This is a genomic window from Staphylococcus cornubiensis (assembly GCF_900183575.1).
In the GTDB taxonomy this organism is placed as follows: Bacteria; Bacillota; Bacilli; order Staphylococcales; family Staphylococcaceae; genus Staphylococcus; species Staphylococcus cornubiensis.
In genome coordinates this window covers 141,805-161,507 of the sequence record NZ_FXUZ01000002.1, presented here as the reverse complement: position 1 = coordinate 161,507, position 19,703 = coordinate 141,805, and the positions used below count along the sequence as shown (strand labels likewise).

General features: G+C 37.2%; 17 protein-coding genes and 1 pseudogene. 7 read left to right on the top strand and 11 right to left on the bottom strand.

Annotated features, from left to right (window positions below; translation table 11 throughout):
• Nucleotides 1–81 precede the first annotated feature (81 nt).
• Nucleotides 82–1,113 (bottom strand): type 2 isopentenyl-diphosphate Delta-isomerase, encoded by a 1,032-nt coding sequence (gene fni, locus CCE82_RS03750; RefSeq protein ID WP_086428093.1) that lies wholly within the window; start codon nucleotides 1,111–1,113, stop codon nucleotides 82–84.
• Between the two features lie 180 nt (nucleotides 1,114–1,293).
• Here fni and CCE82_RS03745 point away from each other — a divergent pair, with 180 nt between their 5' ends.
• Nucleotides 1,294–1,770, top strand: coding sequence for a thioesterase family protein (locus CCE82_RS03745; protein WP_086428092.1), 477 nt, complete (start codon nucleotides 1,294–1,296; stop codon nucleotides 1,768–1,770).
• A 55-nt stretch (nucleotides 1,771–1,825) separates the two neighbouring features.
• On the opposite strand, the gene CCE82_RS03740 is transcribed toward CCE82_RS03745, so the two are convergent.
• Complete coding sequence (locus tag CCE82_RS03740) at nucleotides 1,826–2,812, bottom strand: PTS sugar transporter subunit IIC (protein WP_240507162.1); 987 nt, start codon at nucleotides 2,810–2,812, stop codon at nucleotides 1,826–1,828.
• Between CCE82_RS03740 and CCE82_RS13240 the strand changes: the two are divergent.
• Nucleotides 2,775–2,858, top strand: a pseudogene (locus tag CCE82_RS13240) (hypothetical protein); the annotation flags it as partial. The gene CCE82_RS03740 and the pseudogene CCE82_RS13240 sit on opposite strands and share 38 nt — an antisense overlap.
• Before the next feature lie 988 nt (nucleotides 2,859–3,846).
• Here the strand turns inward: CCE82_RS13240 and CCE82_RS03735 are convergent.
• Nucleotides 3,847–4,749 carry an alpha/beta hydrolase fold domain-containing protein gene (locus CCE82_RS03735; protein WP_086428090.1) on the bottom strand — a complete coding sequence of 301 codons (903 nt, stop codon included), beginning with the start codon at nucleotides 4,747–4,749 and terminating at the stop codon, nucleotides 3,847–3,849.
• 122 nt (nucleotides 4,750–4,871) lie between these two features.
• Entirely contained in the window at nucleotides 4,872–5,207 is a 336-nt protein-coding gene (locus CCE82_RS03730; RefSeq protein WP_086428089.1) for a thioredoxin family protein, read from the bottom strand.
• A 160-nt stretch (nucleotides 5,208–5,367) separates the two neighbouring features.
• Here CCE82_RS03730 and CCE82_RS03725 point away from each other — a divergent pair, with 160 nt between their 5' ends.
• Nucleotides 5,368–6,000, top strand: coding sequence for a hypothetical protein (locus CCE82_RS03725; RefSeq protein ID WP_086428088.1), 633 nt, complete (start codon nucleotides 5,368–5,370; stop codon nucleotides 5,998–6,000).
• Nucleotides 6,001–6,067: 67 nt separating this feature from the next.
• On the opposite strand, the gene tenA is transcribed toward CCE82_RS03725, so the two are convergent.
• The 4 genes from tenA to CCE82_RS03705 form a co-directional block, all read right to left on the bottom strand.
• The gene (gene tenA, locus CCE82_RS03720) at nucleotides 6,068–6,742 is read right to left on the bottom strand and encodes a thiaminase II (RefSeq protein ID WP_086428087.1); all 675 of its coding nucleotides are present in this window, start codon (nucleotides 6,740–6,742) and stop codon (nucleotides 6,068–6,070) included.
• 87 nt (nucleotides 6,743–6,829) lie between these two features.
• Nucleotides 6,830–7,375, bottom strand: a complete 546-nt coding sequence (locus tag CCE82_RS03715) for a TetR/AcrR family transcriptional regulator (RefSeq protein ID WP_086428086.1) — start codon at nucleotides 7,373–7,375, stop codon at nucleotides 6,830–6,832.
• A 532-nt stretch (nucleotides 7,376–7,907) separates the two neighbouring features.
• Nucleotides 7,908–9,308 carry a membrane-associated protein TcaA gene (locus CCE82_RS03710; RefSeq protein WP_086428085.1) on the bottom strand — a complete coding sequence of 467 codons (1,401 nt, stop codon included), beginning with the start codon at nucleotides 9,306–9,308 and terminating at the stop codon, nucleotides 7,908–7,910.
• A 114-nt stretch (nucleotides 9,309–9,422) separates the two neighbouring features.
• Nucleotides 9,423–9,887, bottom strand: a complete 465-nt coding sequence (locus tag CCE82_RS03705) for a MarR family transcriptional regulator TcaR (RefSeq protein WP_086428084.1) — start codon at nucleotides 9,885–9,887, stop codon at nucleotides 9,423–9,425.
• Nucleotides 9,888–10,027: 140 nt separating this feature from the next.
• On the opposite strand from CCE82_RS03705, the gene CCE82_RS03700 reads away from it, so the two are divergent.
• Entirely contained in the window at nucleotides 10,028–10,981 is a 954-nt protein-coding gene (locus CCE82_RS03700) for a YdcF family protein (protein WP_206184370.1), read from the top strand.
• Nucleotides 10,982–11,136: 155 nt separating this feature from the next.
• Nucleotides 11,137–12,669: an AbgT family transporter gene (locus tag CCE82_RS03695; RefSeq protein WP_086428083.1), complete on the top strand. Its 1,533-nt coding sequence runs from the start codon at nucleotides 11,137–11,139 to the stop codon at nucleotides 12,667–12,669.
• A 653-nt stretch (nucleotides 12,670–13,322) separates the two neighbouring features.
• Here CCE82_RS03695 and CCE82_RS03690 read toward each other — a convergent pair.
• Both CCE82_RS03690 and CCE82_RS03685 read right to left on the bottom strand, forming a co-directional pair.
• A complete protein-coding gene (locus CCE82_RS03690) occupies nucleotides 13,323–14,018 on the bottom strand; it encodes an ABC transporter ATP-binding protein (RefSeq protein ID WP_086428082.1) in 696 nt (231 codons plus the stop codon).
• Nucleotides 14,015–15,079, bottom strand: coding sequence for an ABC transporter permease (locus tag CCE82_RS03685; RefSeq protein WP_086428081.1), 1,065 nt, complete (start codon nucleotides 15,077–15,079; stop codon nucleotides 14,015–14,017). The genes CCE82_RS03690 and CCE82_RS03685 overlap by 4 nt, the downstream gene beginning before the upstream one ends.
• A gap of 265 nt (nucleotides 15,080–15,344) precedes the next feature.
• Between CCE82_RS03685 and CCE82_RS03680 the strand changes: the two genes are divergently transcribed.
• Both CCE82_RS03680 and CCE82_RS03675 read left to right on the top strand, forming a co-directional pair.
• On the top strand, nucleotides 15,345–16,022 hold the full coding sequence (locus tag CCE82_RS03680; protein WP_086428080.1) for a response regulator transcription factor: 678 nt from the start codon (nucleotides 15,345–15,347) through the stop codon (nucleotides 16,020–16,022).
• Nucleotides 16,015–17,394, top strand: coding sequence for a sensor histidine kinase (locus CCE82_RS03675; RefSeq protein ID WP_086428079.1), 1,380 nt, complete (start codon nucleotides 16,015–16,017; stop codon nucleotides 17,392–17,394). The genes CCE82_RS03680 and CCE82_RS03675 overlap by 8 nt, the downstream gene beginning before the upstream one ends.
• Nucleotides 17,395–17,960: 566 nt before the next feature.
• Here the strand turns inward: CCE82_RS03675 and mqo are convergent.
• On the bottom strand, nucleotides 17,961–19,466 hold the full coding sequence (gene mqo, locus CCE82_RS03670; RefSeq protein ID WP_086428078.1) for a malate dehydrogenase (quinone): 1,506 nt from the start codon (nucleotides 19,464–19,466) through the stop codon (nucleotides 17,961–17,963).
• Between the last annotated feature and the right edge of the window lie 237 nt (nucleotides 19,467–19,703).

The following is a 19,703-nucleotide window of genomic DNA, read 5'->3' as shown; positions in this document are numbered from 1 at the left end:
ATTTTAAAAAAGGATCTATGAACAGTATTAAAAAAGAACGAATGATGGCTTCCTTACACCTTCATTCGTTCTCTTTTAAAATTATAATTGACGCTGTTGTATCCAGTTTTTCAAATATGGATCAAACACAATAGCCGACTGACGCAATTCCATAATATTTCTAGCATTTAATAAAGTCATAATATAGGCCATTTGTGTTTTAAAATCTTCTACGTATTCAATCGTTGCTTCCACACCCTCTTCGTGGAGCAACTTTAAAATCGGTCGTGACATGCCCACTGCCTCAGCACCTAAGCGTAATGCTTTAATCGCGTCAAGTGGATGACGTATGCCTCCGCTTGCAAGCACATGTACACGACTACTCAAATTTCTTGCTTCAAGTAATGAAACCACTGTCGATTGACCCCATTCTTGTAAATAAGCCATATCTTTGAATTGTCGACGTTCATTTTCTATCGATACAAAGTTTGTGCCACCATGACCACTAATATCTACAAAAGCAACGCCCACATCAATCAACTTTTGAATCGTGTCATAACTCATACCAAAGCCTACTTCTTTAACAATCACAGGGACTTGGACACCTTTAACAATTGCTTCGATTCGCGTTAACCAATGTTTAAATTGACGATTGCCCTCTGGCATTACAAGTTCTTGTGGTGCGTTAACATGAATTTGTAATGCATCTGCTTGAATCATCTCAATGGCCGTTTGTGCTTCCTGCAATGTCGCATCAGCACTGACATTTGCCCAAATATGACCGTGTGGATACTGTTCACGTGCAACCTCATATGAGTGACGTACAGCTGGATTTTTTAATGCGGCATGCATACTCCCGACAGCCATTGGAATTTGGGTAGCTTTTGCGACTTGAGCGAGTTGTTCATTTGTTTTCGCTGTCCATTCCGATCCACCTGTCATGGCATTAATATAGAGGACATGCGACATATTGAGTGCTTTAAAATTAGGCAACAATGTCACTTCATCCACATCAATTTCTGGAATAGCATGATGAACAAATCGAATCCTATCAAAATCAGATTGTGACGTCTCACTTTGTGCAAGTGCTAATCGAACATGTTCATTTTTTCTTTGTTCTCTTTTATTCGTCATTACATCAAAATCCCCTCATTAATGGTCTATTAATTTGACTATATCATATTCAGTGACGACATAAAGTATTTTCTTGAAATCAATATACTAACTAAAATAATATATCGCCGCATCACACGATTTCATCTCGTCTTACTTTTGCGTTATACTTATGAACAAACAAAGCGAAGAGGTGTACCTATGTTAAATTACCCTTTTTATGACTCAAATAAAGTAGAAAATGACTGGATTGATCGAAATGGTCATATGAATGATGCCATTTATGCACGCGTTTTTAGTTTAGCCATTGATCATTTTCATGATGCGATTGGACTTACAACTGAAGCACGCGACTTAAGAGATTACACTGTTTTCACCATTGAAACACATATTTCGTACCTTAAAGAACTCAAATTACATGCCCCATTTCACATTAAAGTTCAAATTTATGATTTTGATGCCAAACGTACACATTTCTTTTTAGAACTCATACATCAAGAAACAAAAGCGATTATGGCCACGGCCGAAACGATGATGATGGGCATGGATCGCAAAACAGGACGTCCAGCGCCTTACCCTGACGATATTTATCAACATATTCAACATTATGCGGAATCACAAGGGCATATTGTATGGCCAAAACAATTGGGTCACCGGATCGGCATACCTCGTTCATAATTAAAAACACTACAAGTATTCGTCTCAACTTGTAGTGTTTCGTTATTTTATTTGATTATGCATCCGTTGCGCCACGTTTAATCATGTCCGCTTTAGTAACAATAGGATACTTTTTAAAGACAACGGAGCCAATATAACCCCAAATGAGTCCTATAATCCCCATAATGACACCGTACACCACAACAGATACCCAAGAGTTAAAGCCGAACATGACGATAAACCCTGCAATCGGTGTCGCTGTTCCAGTTGCATCATTGATTAAACCGGAAAGCGCAATGACTAAACCTGCTGAGGCACCGCCAAAAAAGTTCGTAATGTAAATTGGAATCGGATTGGCCGAGACAATATCTGCTTGTGATAACGGTTCGATACTCACTGAAATCGTCGCTTTACGGTCACCTAATTTTAAACGGTGGAAAAGTGTTCCGTTCATAAAAGCAGAACTAAATGCTGCCATCGCACCAATGGCCATTGGAACACCTGTTAAGCCAAGTAGTGCCGTCAATGCCATCGAACTGAGTGGCGCAGTACCTACCACTGTAATAATACCACCCAAGATAATCCCCATAATGACGGGACTCGTATCTGTAGAACTTTGAATAATTTCACCAATTCTAACGAGCGTATTGTTAACGACAGGTGTTAATGCAATCGCAATACCTCTTGATAATGGGGCTACGATTAATACCGCAACAATTAAATCAACACCGTCTGGCACATATTTCTCAGTATATTTCATTAAATAACCAATCACGTAACCCGCAAAAAATCCTGGTAATAAATCCATTCCTCCACAGGCTGCGGCAATCACTAACGCATATACAGGTGAAACACCAATCGCTAAAGCTGTCAGACCCGCTGCAGCTACACCGCCTAAGTCACCCGCAGCAGTACCCACTTGTTCTAAAAAGTGATTGTGGAACACACGTCCACCTACATATTTATTAAATGCTTCAACTAAAAATGTCGCAATGGCTGCATTCGCAAGTGCGCCCATTGCCCGCATCCCATTCGGCGCTTTATATGTAAATAACGTGAAAATGACAAGTACTAAAATTAAAAATGCTGTACCAATAAGTAAATCCATAATGCCCCCCTCTTGTTATTCGAAAAAGGCCCCTTGTTCAATTTTTTCAATTTCTGAATAACTGTGTAATTTTTATTGTTTATTTTTTCATGTATTTCATTTTACTAAAGATTTTTGTTTTTTGCACGTTGGTTTATAACTAACATAGCAAAAGCTGGGAAACATCATTGCTCCCCAGCCCTGTCAAACATATTCTTTTTTCGCTCAACAATTCCCGTTCACAAAGTAAAATTGAATCATCACTTTTCATTTTGATAATGGCTACTATTTATCTCAGCAGCTGTCTGGGGATGGGACATAAAAATTTTTGATGCTATGGATGTAGTATTTTGTTTAACTTGCCCTCTCCCTATGATTTGTAGCTTTAGATCGCCTTCAAGGCTTCGCGTTCCTAGGAAAGCGTCGCACGGTTTAAGCAATTTATTCATCAATACTAATTTATCTACAACTATCACTCAAAAAGAATCGTATCAAACGATTGAGATGAGTGAATCAATTACAGAACTGCCCTAGACTCCCGTGGGATCAGACGCAGAATAAACAGATCCCCTTTTCATTTTTAGATTAATCAAATACAAGTGATGCGGTGTAATTAAAAAAACAATAACGATACGCTTTCTTGATTGCAAAAAACCGTGCAAGACTCCTGAGGGATCAGCTGAACCGGAAAATCCAATTCGGCTTCCACTAAGTGTAAACTTTAATCAAGCCGAATTGAGTTAAAGGTTCAGCCCCTAGGAAAGCGTCGCACGGTTTAAGCAATTTATTCATCATACTAATTTATCTACAACTATCACTCAAAAAGAATCGTATTAAACGATTGAGATGAGTGAATCAATTACAGAACTGCCCGAGACTCCCGTGGGATCAGACGTAGCCGAAAATCCAATTTGGCTTCAATCAAGTGTACACTTTATCAAGGCAAATTTAGTTGAGGCAAGTCCCCTGGGAACGCGAGGGCATGTTCAGTAATTTGAAAATTGCATTTATCACAAATCAATTGTTTTTCGAATCTGCTTCAACACTTTCCTCGACTCAACAATGGGATACAACGGAAATGCTGTGACCATATCCCGATACTCATAAAAATGAATCGGCTGTTGTTCCGCTTCAAAATAATCCGCCAACTTTCTCATATCCGGGTAAAACACTTCACTCGTCCCACCAAACATATACACAGGCGGCAACCCTCTCACAGGGCCATACATCGGTGAAATACGTGGGTTTTTCCGCTCAAGATCATCTGCCCACACTTTAGCAATCGCTTGTAAACTAAAAATATTATGGATGGGATCTTTTTTCTGCACTTGTTCAGTAATCTCTTTGTTTGATAACGAAATATCAAGCCAAGGTGAAATGAGATAGAGTTTTCCTGGGAGCGGCAATTCTTCTTGTTGCATTAATTTCTGCGCAAAACTAAGTGCCATATTGCCACCTGAAGCATCCCCCATAATCACGATATTTTCAGGTTCGGTTTCTTTTAATAAGCGGCGATAGGCTTGCTCAATTGCCTCGTGCGTTTCGCGATATGTAAATTCAGGCGCCTTTGGATAAATCGGCAAAACAATCTCGTGTAATGTTTCATACGCCAACTTATCCATAAAGCGCCAATGAAAAACAGAGGGTTGAAATACGAAAGTGCCTCCATAAATATATAAGATTTTATTTTTAATATGGTGACCAAAATTAAAGCGAAACACCTGCATCTCATCAAACATATCTTTAACAAGATTCGATTTGACATTAATTTGATCTGGCTGTTTATGCTTCGATTGATTTAAATGGCGTCTTTTTTCTAAAAATGCATCAACTTCTGCTTGGGTTTTAAATTTGAGATGACGTTGTTGTGACAAATATCTCCCCATTAAATTACTCATGACATTTCGTTTCAATTGTATCCCTCACTTTTTCTCAACAATCATAGTGTATCATTTGAAAACTTTGCTTATATATTTATTTTATATTGTATTCATTAAATAGCAACAACAGTTTTCTACAAATCACCTTCATATTATCATAAATTTGATTCGTTGACGCCCTCATAAATTGTATTGAGCTGTGATTCAATACGCTCTAAATCAATAAAGCGACCTTCACGATGCATTTCTTTCCCTTCAAGAAATATAATATCTACAGGAACCGTAAAAATTGAAAGCGCACCTGCAATTTCAGGGACATCATCTGCACTGACATTACCTAATGCGACCCCATCATAACGTTCAACTAATTCTTGAATACGGGGTAACACGGCATGACATACTGAACAATTGTCTCTAGAAACATGAACCACTGCGATTTGATGGTTTTGGACAAACGATTCGTATGCATCTAAAGTTTTTAAAACTTCCATCTTATCATCTCCTATTCATTCACCTTTGTTAACTTTACATCAGTTCTAACATATTTTACTAAAAAGCACTATGAATATGATTCTATGTATACTATAATGCATAATTGTATTAACGAATGATTTTGACAATGCTTGTTAAATTATATTGGAGGCGTTACATATGAAAGAGACCACACGACAACACCCTCAGTTTCAACAACAATTTGAAAATCAACCCATCCATCGTAGTCAATATTACGGTAAAAAACGACGCTCATGGGTCAGCTTTATTTTGACACTGATCGCTATGGTACTCGTTGCGATTGCTGCATATAGTATGTATAGCGAAACTTTATTTAAAATGAGCTTTCTTGATGAAAATGTCACATTCGATAAGTTAAAAGTGATTGCCGATCAACTGACAGCGCAATCTTTAATTGATACATCAAATATTGAACAAACTCTTAGTTACGTCATTATGGGACTCAATATTTTCTTCATTTTAGTACTGATCAATATCATTTTTGCAATTTTGACACTTGTCTTTAATCGTACTATTTTGAAAGTCGTCAATTGGCTCATCTCTATATTGATTGTACTGATTCCTATTGCTTTCTTATTTTATATTAACCGTGCAGCTGAAGAAATAACAAAAAAGCTTGCACCATATATCGGCAACGTAGATCCTACTACAGTCTTTTCACCATCGAATGCACTTCATAATGCAATCATCTTTACCGCCATTGCTACAGTCCTTTACTTTATCAGTCTATTCTTCAGAAACAGACGTCCTAAAATCCGAAAATCACTTTAATTTGCTTCAAAAAAGAAGTCACTATAGAAAGCACACAATACCTTCCATAGCGACTTCTTTTTTATGATTATCCTTCAATCGGCCATGTCTCCAAATTCTCCGCCATATCCCAAAACATATATTCATAATAACTCGTATGTACAACAATCTCTTCTAAAGCCTCTAACGCTTCTTCAGACATGCCTTCTGCCACACGATCCATCATCTCAATTACATCATCTTTAAACGTTGTAAATTCATCTGAACTATACATTTTCACCCATTCACCATAAAAAGGCTGTTCCAAGGCGCCTTCGATGTGGCTGAGTGCTTCTCCAATATAATGATAGCTCCAAGTACAAGTCAGCACCGCAGCAATCACATTTTCTACGCCGCCACGTTGCGCAAGATTCAACATATAACTGGTATAAGCCAATGTCGTACTTGCAGGTTTTGTTGTTTCCAATTCTTGTTCACTAATTCCAAATTGCGCGGCGTACTGACGATGTAAATCCATTTCTGTATTTAAAGTACCAGAGACGAGATTACCGAATGTTGTCATCATTTCTAAATCAGTTGCCTTGGTCGCACCTATCGCAAATAATCGTGCATAATCGATTAAATAGATATAGTCTTGCTTGAGCCAATGTTTAAACTTTTCCTTATCTAAAGTCCCATCGCCAATACCTTTGACGAAAGGATGTTCAAGGTAACTGTCCCATATCGGTTGGACACGTTGCCATAATCGTTCAGTAAATTTCATCATGAACGCCCCTTTCAAAAAATGATTTACCTACTTATCATCATATCGGTGTGCATGCTAATCTCGCAAACTTCAACGCTTAATTCTCTATTTCAACTTTGTTAAATTCATTAAATTCCGATAAATTTCATCTCTATAATACGTATCGAGATGAACATCATAATCTGCGCACCATTGATTAATAGAACGGATGGTAGAAGCATAAACATAACTAAAAACTTCTATCGGAAAAGGGAATTTGGAAGGCAATTCTGATTCATATTGCTGGAGCTCCTCTTGAAAATAGTCGAAAAAACTTGTGGTTACGACTTGATAAAACTTCGGATCACCTTTTTGCGTATGTAAAATTTTTAATAATTGCTGATTAATCGTCCTATCGATACTATTAAATGGCTCACGCAAACGCATTTCTAATGTCAAAGCAAAATAAGGTTTCAAAGCCATTTTACTCACATAATAAAGTAATTCATATTTATCTTTAAAATGTTTATAAAAGGTTGTTCTATGTACGTTTGCCCTTTGACATATTTGGTTAATGGTAATTTTAGTGAGCCAATAATCTTCTAATAGTGTTAAAAACACTTCTGATAATTTCAAATTCGTTTTCTGTACACGTATATCTCTTTCGTTCATCAACTATGCGCACCTTTCTTCGTCTTCTATGGTGATACTTGTCAATCATTATGTAAATTCAAAATATTCATTACTTACGTCATTGAATACTCCTTGCCATTCAACAAGACATAGTTTTTCTTACAATATTGTTTTACACTGTTTTTTATGAAATTATTAACAATTGTACTTCAAGTTCCGGCACAACTCAACAGAAAGCAAAATTTATTTAAATAACTTTTATGAAACAAATCCCTTTATTGTTCCAATTAATCTGTAAGTAGTTTAAAATTATTTATACTTTAAATTCTTTTATCTTGATGTATATTTATTATAATTTAACTATTAATCCATTCAACTTGAACCTTCATTCTACAATGAGAATGACTATCATGAACAGTGAAATTTTTTTACATATTTTTGAAATATCATCATTAAAAATTAATACTCCGCGCCATTATGCATACGTGTACGCTTTCAACAAAATAAAGCTCTAATCCTAAAAGCGGACTAGAACTTCATTAAAATATAGTATATGATTGTTTTTTCAACTCTAGTAATTTTGATAGTTGACAATTTTTAATTGATCCGCATCTTGATCGCCATCTAATAAATAATGAGATTGAATCGTACGACCTTGTGCATCTTCTTTTTCGACTGTGACGGCGTAGTAGCCATCATTTCGAGAAACATTTGTCACTTCAGGGTTTTTGAATTGAAAACGATTTTGACTCATCACATTTGATCTCATCGCTTCATAGTTTGTTGTATTCTCTTTTAAATATTTGGAAACTAAATCAAAATCACGCTTTTCGTATGCTTCATTTAATGACGACGTATACTTTTTGAAAAAGTCCGTAATTTTATTTAACGTGTCTTTTTCTTTAGATTGACGGTATTTTTCAATCTCATCTTTATCAAATGACAAGGTCACTTCATTGTCAGATTGAACATCATCTTTTTTGATGACTTCTTCTTTGGTTTTAAATGTATGATCGTAAGCGTCACCTTCAGCATAAACTTTGATGTCTTGATTTACAGGAAATGGGCCATAAGTATGGTCTTTATTTTGCGCTAATTTTTCACCATTGATGACCACTTTAATATCGTCATCATCTATCGAACCCGCATTTTTAAGTGTGACTTTCACTTGTGCTTCTTTAAAATCTTCAGTCACCGGGATGGTCTCATTCTTGCTGTTGACAAAATCAAATTTCAATTGTCCTTCATAGGTGCCACGATCGGTCGTTTTCACTGTATCAATCGCGTAACTTCCTGGTATGAATTGACCTAATGAAACAGATTGTCCTGCTTCAGCGACAACTTTCTTTTGTGAACCGTCTGAATCAAACTCAAATGTTGCTTTTTCTTTCGGTTTAACAATCGCCTGTTTGGTCGGCGCGAGGAAACTTAAGTTATCAAAAATTAAATAACGACGTCCATTTTTGCTAATCCTCAACACATCTTGTCCTTCACGCGTTTTAATATAAGAAGCTACAGCCGTTTCATGATTCAGCCCATCTACTGTGTCATACACTTCTTTTTCAAAAGGTTTCATACCCACTTCTTTTTTAATAAACTGGATATATGTCGCCGCTTCTTGTCGGCCCACTTTATTATCTTTTGAAGTTAGTAGATTAGATACTTTTGCCGCATCTTCATTATTGACTGCATTGATCAATATTTTCGCTTGAGCTTCAGGAGAGTTAAAGTTCCTTAATAGTAAAAATAAGATGATGAGTAAAATAATGATAAAACTTACAATAGCAATAGGGATGACTTTTTTTAATGAAGGTGGCCTTTTATTGTTATTGGAAGCAGATGACTGTGCTACATCCGGTTCATTAGGTGACTGTTGAGTCGATGCTTTAGAATATAAAATTTGACTATGACAATTTGGACAGACGCTTTGATGTAGTAACTTTTCATGATGACATACCGCGCATTGACCCATACTTACACCTCCTATTCTTTTAATTTTGCTCATTCGTCATACTTATTTATCATAAATTGTGTTATTAAAAAATGCATCAGACGCGAGAAGTAGCACGCATCTATCTCTCACACATCACAGTTGATTCAATTGACCTTGGACACGTTCGTCGATGAGTTCAAGCATCTCTCGCGTTTGGTCAATTTTTTCTAATGGGATATCTGACAACATTTCATTCGCCAAATCCGCAATTAAATTTCTTGAAGCACGCACATAGCCTAATCCTGCTTCTGTAAGGGCGACATATTTTAATCGTTTATCAGATTCATATGCCATATTCACCCATTTGACTAACCCTAAATCGACTAACTTTTTAATTCTTCTACTGACTGCTGCTTTATTCACACCTTGACGTAAAGTAATCTCTGTTAATGTGAGTGACTTGTCATTAGAAAGCATCAATAAAACACTCGATTGCTCATTTGAAATGCCGTATCGAGATCTTAAATCTTTTAACAATCCTGTTGTGAGTGCATTCATATTCGTCATAAATTCACCCATAAACGTAATATGTTGACTCATCGAATTTGAATGGGTCATTTTAATTCACCGCCTTCATTACAAACAACTATCCTTACCATCGTACCAACAATTTTTTTATAAGGAAACCTCATTTTTTGACATTTTTTGTAAAGAATCTAGTATGATTACCGTAAATGATAAAATAAAGGACTCAAAAAATGAATTTATTTCAAATTATGTTATTAACAAGCTACATTATAATCTTAATACTAATAAAGATAAAGCCACATCTTTTTTTACGTATCACTTCATTTACAGTGATCCTTTACCTTCATATGCTTTTAGTGACAATGACGTACTTCAATCACGAACATCGTCTCACCTTGTTAATGATGATTTTAGTCATTGGGTTCAGTGCACTCGCTTTATCAATGTTTCGCCATCTTAAAACTTATTGTCATATTATGGGACGTGTCATCGCATACCACCTAGCTATTATTGCACTTATTGCCGGAAGTTTATTAGTGACGCCTTTGATTCCTGCCATTTTAACGATACCTTTTAATCTGTTAATTCAATTAGCCATCGTGTTTCTTACAGTATGGCAAGGTTATTTGTTCATGACCCATGCTTATTTACAAACTGTACCTTCTGTCACACGCGCTACTCTCATTGTTCTTGGTGCAGGCATCTATACCGAAGCCGTCACACCGATGTTAAAAGCACGGTTAGATCAGGCCATCATGTTGAGTCAACGTTTAGAACAATTTCATATTATTGTGAGTGGCGGACAAGGCCCTGACGAACCAATATCAGAAGCACTCGCTATGCAACGCTATTTAATTCAACAAGGTATTGACCCACAACACATTTCTATGGAAGATCGGTCTACCAATACAAGGGAAAACATTTACTTTTCGAAGCGATATTTAGCGTTACACAAAATGCCGCATACGATTATCGTTACGAGTTCGTTTCACATTATGCGCGCGCTCCGACTTGCTGAACGCCAACACGTCCATGCACTAGGCTATGGCGCACCTACACCCCATCATTGGGTCAGCCGTGAACTCATTCGCGATTATAGTGGTCTGCTTTTTCAATATCCGCGATTGTGGGTTCTATTCAGTATTTTACAAGTTGGCATTTGTATTTCGAATATATTTTCTTAAATTTCAGAAAATAATATACAGATATCCTTCCTATTTGTTATACTCATCATTAAATACTTAAATATATTTCTTTAAATGTACTTAGCCAAGCGCAATCACGCGTGACGTATTGTTGTTAACAGCGCGTTTCGAGTTTTCAAATAGGATGTGATGTCATGCAAAACAGAAATGATAAAAAGCCGATGATTTCAATATTTCTCAATCAAGTTGAAAAAGTCGGCAATCGTTTACCGGACCCGATAATTCTGTTCTTTTCACTCTGTATCATTTTAGCTATTACTACTGCAGTGGTGTCTCAATTTGATACAGCTGTCAAACATCCAGGCACTGGCAAAATGATTGAAGTCAGAAGTATTTTAAGTCATGACGGCTTTGTCATGTTGATGAACGATGCGATTAAGAACTTTTCACAATTTCCTGCACTCGGTATTGTACTTTCTGTCATGATTGGGATTGGTATCGCTGAAAAAAGTGGTTACTTTGATAAATTAATGATCTACGTCGTCTCAATGACACCTGAGCGCATCATTTTACCGACGATTATTTTTGTTGGCATTATGGGGAATATTGCTGGAGACGCAGCCCCTATTGTCATGCCTCCCCTTGTCGCAATGATCTTTATGAAGCTCGGTTATCATCCTGTAGCTGGACTCGCATTAGCGTATGCAGCAACATTAGGTGGGTTTGCGGCGAATCTTTTTATCGGTATGCAAGACGCACTCGTGTATGCTTTTACTAAACCGTCAGCACACTTGATTCATAAAGACATGTCACTTAATGTGGCGATGAATTGGTATTTTATTGCAGCAAGTGTCGTCGTGTTGTTACCTGTGTTATGGGTTGTCACTAAAAAGATTGTCATTCCACACTTAGGTCCATATGATCGTACTCAAATGACACTCACAGAAAATAATGATGCATCTGAAGTGACGCCTCAAGAAAAGCGGGCGTTGTTTTGGGCAAACATGAGTTTTGTTATCACATTATGTCTCATTGCTTTAGTTGCGATACCTGAAAACAGTTGGCTACGTAACCCGGAAACACATAGCCTTATTGAAAACGCCCCCCTGATGAATGGTATTGGTATCGTCATTATTCTGACTTTCCTCATACCAGGTCTTGTGTATGGTGTTTTAGCAAAAACAATCCAGTCGTCAAAAGATATTGGCCAAATGTTAACAGATTCGATGGGAACAATGGGGAATTTTATCGTCATCGTCTTTTTCGCTGCCCAACTCCTCGCCTTTTTAACTTGGAGTCATTTAGGGATATTTATCGCGGTGAAAGGTGCTGAATTACTGCAAAATCAAAATGGTGTCGTGCTTATTATCGGACTGTTAATATTGAGCAGTCTCATTAACATGCTGATTGGAAGTGCTTCAGCAAAATGGGCTTTATTGGGACCTATCTTCGTTCCTATGCTGTTATTGTTAGGTTTTCACCCTGCATTCACTCAAATGATTTACCGTGTAGGCGACTCAATTACAAACCCCATTACACCAATGATGCCTTATTTACCATTATTATTAACGTATGCACAACAATATGACCCCAAAATGAAATTAGGGTCACTAATCGCAAGTTTAATGCCTTATTCTATTTTTCTCGGTATATTTTGGACGCTCTTTTTAATTATTTGGTATTTATTAGGCATACCTGTAGGACCAGGTGGACCCATTCATGTTTAAGCATGACAAAACGGGAGATGAGATATAAAAATTCTTGATGCTATTGATGAAGCATTTTGTTTAACTACCCCTCCCTATGATTTGTGGTATTTGATTGCCCTTATGGCTTCGCGTTCCCAGGGGACTTGTCTCAACTAGCCAACGCTAAATTGAACGATGACACACATGAGGCGTTGGCGGATTTTCGACTGCGTCTGATCCCTCGGGAGTCTCAGCCTTCTGGGCAATCTTACATCAAATGAATCCATTTAGGGAAAGTTTATGAAATTGAGACAACCTCATAACATCTGATGATGACGTACCATTCATCCTCATTTTTGGCTGTTTTATCATTATTAATCAGTATATGTCCATAAAAAGATAGGGACTGGGAAAACTTAATGTCCCAGTCCCCGCTTTATTTCAATATGCGAAAATTAAAATATGGAAATGTAAAATCAATTAAAGTGAGTGGAGATTAAAACATTTCATCTTATCACCTTGCCTCAAAGATTCGTAGCGTTTAAATTCAGATTACTAAAATAGACGAGTCACCCGAGGGATATTTTTAATAACAAAATATCGTCTTTTTGATTGAAATATATCAAGGTAAGATTATCAAAATTTTTATATCCTATTTCCTTTCTGTTTATCAAAACATTTGGTGAGTGGACTCAATATGATGCCTTCATTGCTGTCACTGTCTCCATTAATTCACCATCGTTCAAATAAATAATACGGTCGGCATAATCAAACAACCGTTGATCATGCGTCACCATGATGCCGATAGTGCCTTCTTGACGTACTTGCTGTTTAATCATTTCTACAACTTCTGTGGCACGTTTTGCATCTAAACTTGCTGTAGGTTCATCTGCAAGTAACAGTTTCGGCTGATTCATCCAGGCACGCATAATCGCCACACGTTGTTTTTCGCCCCCAGATAACATATGTGGATAAACACGCTCTCGATGACTTAAACCAATTTGCTCTAATAACATTTTCGCGCGCTGTTGTGCTGTTTGACGGTCCATCCCTGCTTCTTTACCAACAAGTTCTAATTGTTCATGCACTTTTAAATAAGGGACTAAATGAGAAGCTTGAAAAATAAAACCTATCTCTTTCAAACGTTTTTCCGTCAATGCTTTTTGAGACAAACCGCTCAAATCTTCACCGTCCAACATCACTTTACCTTCTGTTGGAGATAAAAGCCCACCAATAATCGTCAGCAATGTTGATTTTCCAGAACCTGACATCCCGTTTAAAATGACAAATTCTCCTGGTTGTACTTCAAAGTTGATACCTTTTAATACTTTTGTCGCGGCATCCCCTTTACCGAATGTTTTTACTAAATCTTTAACGACTAAACTCATACTTGTCCCCCTCCAATCGCTTCAATAGGATCAATTTTAAAGACACGCACTAATGACAGTAATGCGCCCACTACAGCGACAATAATAAAGACGACAACGACAAGTAACATCATGCTGCCATTGATAAAGAAAGGCATTGTGACAGGTAAGGCCGCTTCTAGTCCTGTAATTAATAAGAGCGCTATGATGACGCCTAACATTGTCACGAATAAAATTTGGAATAACAAACTCCATAACAAGTGTGACGTTTTAATACCAATGGCTTTCAAAATACCGATTTCTGCTGTTTTTTGAATCGTCATGACATAGAAAAATGCTGTGAGGACGATAGCTGTAATGACAAATAGGCTTACAATCATCATATTCAGTGGTGCTTGTTCTGCTTGATAGCTCGGTATCGCATCGGTTAAATCTTGTTTATTGACCACTTCGACACCTGAAATCCCTTTAACATTTTTAATTTGTTGTGCTGTCGCATCATTCAAGAAATAAAGTGATGTCGCAACATGATCGCCCGCAATGACTTTTAACCCATCATCAGTCGTCATAGCAATATTTGTGTGTGCATACATCGCATCATCAAAGAACCCTACAACTTTTAAAGTGACATTTTTATCCTCGACGTTCACTTTATCACCAATTTTGACACCTTCACCTGCTAATTTTTGGTTCAATACGACTTCATTTGATTTTTGCGGTAACTCCCCTGTTTTTAACTGAGGACGTTCATCTTTAGGCATCGTCGCAAAAATTACATCTGTTTTATTGTCTTGGTGTTTAATTGTTGCCATTGCTAATTTTAATGGCGCTGTTTTGACATTTTTTTCAATTTCTTGCTGTGTTTGCGCATTAATATTTGATTTCTCTAATTGTTGATCGACATCTTTCTGAATGACAAAACGCTCAGATTTAAATTGATCGATTAAAGCGATATTTTCTCTTGCTAACCCTTGTGCTAACCCTGTAATAAAAAGCACCATACTTGCAAGAAGAATGACGATAAATGTGATTAATAAATATTTGAACTTATAAAACTTGAGTTCATTTAGTGCAATTTTCATACCCGTATCTCCCTTTCAAATTCATCTTGGAAATACTATATCGTCCTTTTATGAACTGAATATGAACAAGCCACATTTTTATAAATTTCTTCAAAACAGGTTATGTATCCAATCAACTTCAAGCACTTTTCACGATAAATAGAGGGCTTTTGATTTCCAATTGCAACTTTTGATAAAAACATTTATGATAACTTCAACAGCTACACGTCGTTATATTCGTATGAATGATAAAAGCTAAAAATGCACTTCAAGGAGGACGGTCAACGTGTCAGTCACATGTTTAGTTGTTGATGATGATCCGGAAATTTTAAATTATGTCGCAACACACTTGCAGCGAAAAGGATATCATGCCGTCACTGTCACAAGTGGTGAGGCAGCACTTGAATATCTTGAAAAACATTCCATTGATATCGCTATCGTAGACGTCATGATGGATGGAATGGACGGTTTTGAACTATGTGAAACGTTAAAGTATGACTATGAATATCCCGTCATTATGTTAACTGCTCGAGATGCACTGAGTGATAAAGAACGTGCCTTCCTAGCTGGTACGGATGATTACGTCACAAAACCATTCGAAGTTGCTGAACTCATCTTTCGCATACAAGCCGTGCTCAGACGTTATCAAATTGCTACTGAAACACTTTTGACGCTCGGTAACCTTACGATAGATCAAACTCAGCTCGAAGTTAAGGTCGATACAAAAGGTATGATTTTGCCACATAAAGAGTTTGAATTGTTAAGTTTGCTCGTCGCTTATCCGAAACAAGTCTTTCATCGCGACCAGTTGATTGAAAAAATTTGGGGCATCGATTATGAAGGAGATGAACGCACAGTGGACGTCCACATTAAACGCTTAAGAGCACGCTTAAAAAAATTAGGTGCCAATGTGCATATTGACACTGTGCGCGGTGTGGGATATAAGGTGACGCAAGATGCTTAAATCATTATACTCACGTTTTGCACTTTATACTTTCACCGTCATGTTAATCAGTTCGTTGCTCAGCTTTGAGATTTCTAACATTTACTATCATTTTCAATTAAAAGATAAAAATGATGCGCAAATTATGGCCACACTTAAACGTGCACAAGCGTATAAAGATGCCCAAAACAGTGAAGACTTGGACCGTTATTTAGCGTTATTAGGTGATTTAAATTATCAAGTCGTTGCTTATGATGAAACGGGTCATGCGACATATTACGGAGAGCCATTTAGAAAACAAAATTTAACGACTGCTGATATTCGTCGTGTACAGTCTGGGCAAGATTATCACGGGATTGGTGATAGACCCTTTAATCCCGTCATCACTGGCTTTTTTGACAACGAAACCCGTAACACAGTCGGTACACATTTTACAACTTCAAATGGTAACGTCGCAGTATTTATGAGACCTGATATCGGTCATACATTTAGTGAATTTCGTATCTTTTTACTCGTGCTACTCGTCTTACTTGTCATCATTTCTATCGCACTTGTGACTTGGTCAACTTACGCATTAGTTAAGCCAGTTAAACAGTTAAAACAAGCAACTGAGCGCTTAATGGCAGGCGACTTTGCGACACCTATTGCTGTTACACGACGCGATGAACTCGGCGTTCTCCAGCAACATTTCGACACGATGCGACTCGAATTAAAACAAGTCGATGATATGAGACAACACTTTGTCCAAAACGTCTCACACGAAATTAAAACACCTTTAACACATATTCATCATTTACTCACGCAACTTCAACAAGAACATACGACAGCACAACAATCACGTTATATTGGTCGCATTTATGATGAAACCCATCGATTGAGTCAACTCGTACGTCAACTGTTGTTGTTATCAGAACTAGACAATGATACACATCTGCAATTTGATGATACATTCCTAGTCAATGACTGTATTCTAGATATTTTAAAACATGAAAATTATGCGATTGATCAGAAAAATCAAGTGTTGCTCTATGATTTAGAAGAGATAACGATTCGAGGCAATGCACGTTTGTTAACACAAGCTTTTGAAAATATTATTCGAAATGCGATTAAATATACACACACATTTGGCACTATTGAAATCGATTTGACTGCTGAAGCGGACCAAATGATATTAAAAGTACAAGACGATGGTCCCGGAATGAACGAAAAAGTCAAACAGCGGATATTTGAACGGTTTTATAAATCTTCAAGCCATACAGACAGCAATGGGCTAGGACTCGCCATTTCAAAATCTATCATTGAACGGCATGGTGGTCGAATCGAAGTCGAAAGCGAACTCGATCAAGGGACAACATTTACCATCATCCTTCCACGCATCGACACATCGCAATAAGGTATTTCATATATCATAAGTCAGACAGTGACCTCAATCATAGGTCTCTGTCTGACTTGTTTTTTTTTGAGAAACACAGAAAGATTCAACTTCTCAGAAAGCACAATACTGTTAAATATCACTCTCCCTTTTAATAAGATGAGAGGACGGTGCTTTTGTTGAAAGATACATTGAAATTGTATCTATTGAGATTGCAAGAACCATTCCAGACTCATGAAGGAAAAATTGAAAACAAAATGACATCTTTTAACTATAATAGTGGCTACTGTTTAACGCAGTAGCTGTCTGACTTCTCAATGCTTTCGCTTTTGAGAAGTCTAGTCAGCCTTGCGGGGGCAGTACGACGAAATCTTTGTTGCACATGAGATTTCTGTACTGCTCCCGAAAATCCGCCAACGCCACACCTATATAACAATTCAATCAAGCATTGGCTAGTTGAGACTGTAGCGCCTTGGAAAGCGTAGCACGGTTTTGCAATCTATAGCCCCACTCATGTCGCAATCTTTTAAATGATATATCAAAAAAGCAGTGAAGCTTCATCGCCTCACTGCTTTTTTATCTATACGTTAACTTAACAACGCACCCGATTCATTCAACTTTAAGTTTTCCGAAATCTCATGATTCAACTGCTTAAACAAATCAATCTCATCCGTCAAGCGTACACCAAACGACGGTACCATCTCTTTCACATGTGGCTCCCATTCCTTAAACTTATCAGCAAACGCACGTTGTAAAATATCTAACATCACTGCCACTGCCGTAGATGCCCCTGGTGACGCACCTAACAATGCAGCAAGCGTGCCATCTTCAGAAGTGATGACCTCAGTACCAAATTGTAATGTCCCTTTTCCTTTGTCTTCTGTGTCTTTAATTACTTGAACACGTTGACCTGCAACAACAACTTGCCAATCTTCATCTTTCGCTGTTGGTACAAACTTTCTTAAGTCATTCATTCTTTCTTCATTAGATAACAGAACTTGTTGAATTAAATATTTAGTTAAATCCATCTCTTTAGCCCCTGCTGCTAACATTGTCGCAACATTATTCGGTTTGACAGACTTGATTAAATCAAAGTACGATCCTGTCTTTAAGAACTTAGGTGAAAAGCCAGCGAATGGCCCAAATAATAATGCACGTTCCCCATCAATATAACGTGTATCAAGATGTGGTACAGACATTGGCGGTGCACCTACTTCTGCTTTACCATACACTTTAGCTTCATGTTTACTCACAATTTCTGGTTTTTTGCATACTAAAAACATTCCACTTACTGGGAAGCCACCGATATGTTTGGATTCAGGTAAGCCCGTTTTTTGTAATAAAGGTAAACTTGCCCCACCTGCACCAATAAATACGAATTTAGAGACTACTGTAAATACGCGGTCTTCTTTTAAGTCTTTAATTTTTACTGTCCATGTCCCATCACGATGTTGTTTTAAATCAAGCACTTCATGTTCGTAATATAATGAACCGCCCTTAGCTTCTAATTGGCTTAACAATTTATGTGTCAACGCGCCAAAATTGACGTCTGTCCCTGACTCATCACGTGTCGCAGCCATGGGTTCATTCGTTTGTTCGCGCCCTTCCATCATTAAAGGCACCCATTTTTTCAATGTTTCTTGATCATCTGTAATATCCATACCTTGGAATAATACATTTTCACGCAATGCTTTCACACGCGCTTTTAAGAAATTTACATTCTTATCCCCAGTCACGAAACTCATGTGTGGCACAGTTCGAATGAAGCCTTCTGGTTGTTCAAGCTTGCCATTTTTCACGAGGTATGACCAAAATTGTTTTGAAACTTGGAACTGTTCATTAATTTTAATCGCTTTTGTAATGTCGACTGTTCCATCTTCTTTTTCACTTGTATAGTTCAACTCACATAGTGCAGAATGTCCTGTACCCGCATTGTTCCAGACGTTAGAACTTTCTTGTGCACATTTATCTAAACGTTCAAAAACATTAATATCCCATTCAGGCTCTAACTCTTTTAATAATGTTCCTAATGTTGCACTCATGATACCGCCACCAATAAGTACAACATCTGTCTTGTTATGTAAGTTTTTCATAACAATACAGACCCCCTTTTTCGTTTTAAATCGTTCACAGCATCCTATGTTGTCAAATCAATGTGTTGTATACATGAAGTATAAAAATGTTTTGAATATTCCGACTCATTATACCTCATAACTAACTGTTACCACGTGTATCATCAGCAACCTCGATATATAAAATATGATGCTAAAAATGAACCTATCTTATATGAAATACGAACCGATGATACATGAGGCCAATAATTTAATTAT

Excerpts from the sequence above, each read along its gene's own strand:
- CCE82_RS03730 (WP_086428089.1), bottom strand. The coding sequence starts at position 5,207 with ATGGAAGTTTTAAAAACTTTAGATGCATACGAATCGTTTGTCCAAAAC.
- CCE82_RS03695 (WP_086428083.1), top strand. The coding sequence starts at position 11,137 with ATGCAAAACAGAAATGATAAAAAGCCGATGATTTCAATATTTCTCAAT.
- fni (WP_086428093.1), bottom strand. The coding sequence starts at position 1,113 with ATGACGAATAAAAGAGAACAAAGAAAAAATGAACATGTTCGATTAGCA.
- CCE82_RS03690 (WP_086428082.1), bottom strand. The coding sequence starts at position 14,018 with ATGAGTTTAGTCGTTAAAGATTTAGTAAAAACATTCGGTAAAGGGGAT.
- CCE82_RS03745 (WP_086428092.1), top strand. The coding sequence starts at position 1,294 with ATGTTAAATTACCCTTTTTATGACTCAAATAAAGTAGAAAATGACTGG.
- CCE82_RS03715 (WP_086428086.1), bottom strand. The coding sequence starts at position 7,375 with ATGAACGAAAGAGATATACGTGTACAGAAAACGAATTTGAAATTATCA.
- CCE82_RS03725 (WP_086428088.1), top strand. The coding sequence starts at position 5,368 with ATGAAAGAGACCACACGACAACACCCTCAGTTTCAACAACAATTTGAA.
- CCE82_RS03675 (WP_086428079.1), top strand. The coding sequence starts at position 16,015 with ATGCTTAAATCATTATACTCACGTTTTGCACTTTATACTTTCACCGTC.
- CCE82_RS03685 (WP_086428081.1), bottom strand. The coding sequence starts at position 15,079 with ATGAAAATTGCACTAAATGAACTCAAGTTTTATAAGTTCAAATATTTA.
- CCE82_RS03700 (WP_206184370.1), top strand. The coding sequence starts at position 10,028 with ATGAATTTATTTCAAATTATGTTATTAACAAGCTACATTATAATCTTA.
- tenA (WP_086428087.1), bottom strand. The coding sequence starts at position 6,742 with ATGAAATTTACTGAACGATTATGGCAACGTGTCCAACCGATATGGGAC.
- CCE82_RS03710 (WP_086428085.1), bottom strand. The coding sequence starts at position 9,308 with ATGGGTCAATGCGCGGTATGTCATCATGAAAAGTTACTACATCAAAGC.
- mqo (WP_086428078.1), bottom strand. The coding sequence starts at position 19,466 with ATGAAAAACTTACATAACAAGACAGATGTTGTACTTATTGGTGGCGGT.
- CCE82_RS03705 (WP_086428084.1), bottom strand. The coding sequence starts at position 9,887 with ATGACCCATTCAAATTCGATGAGTCAACATATTACGTTTATGGGTGAA.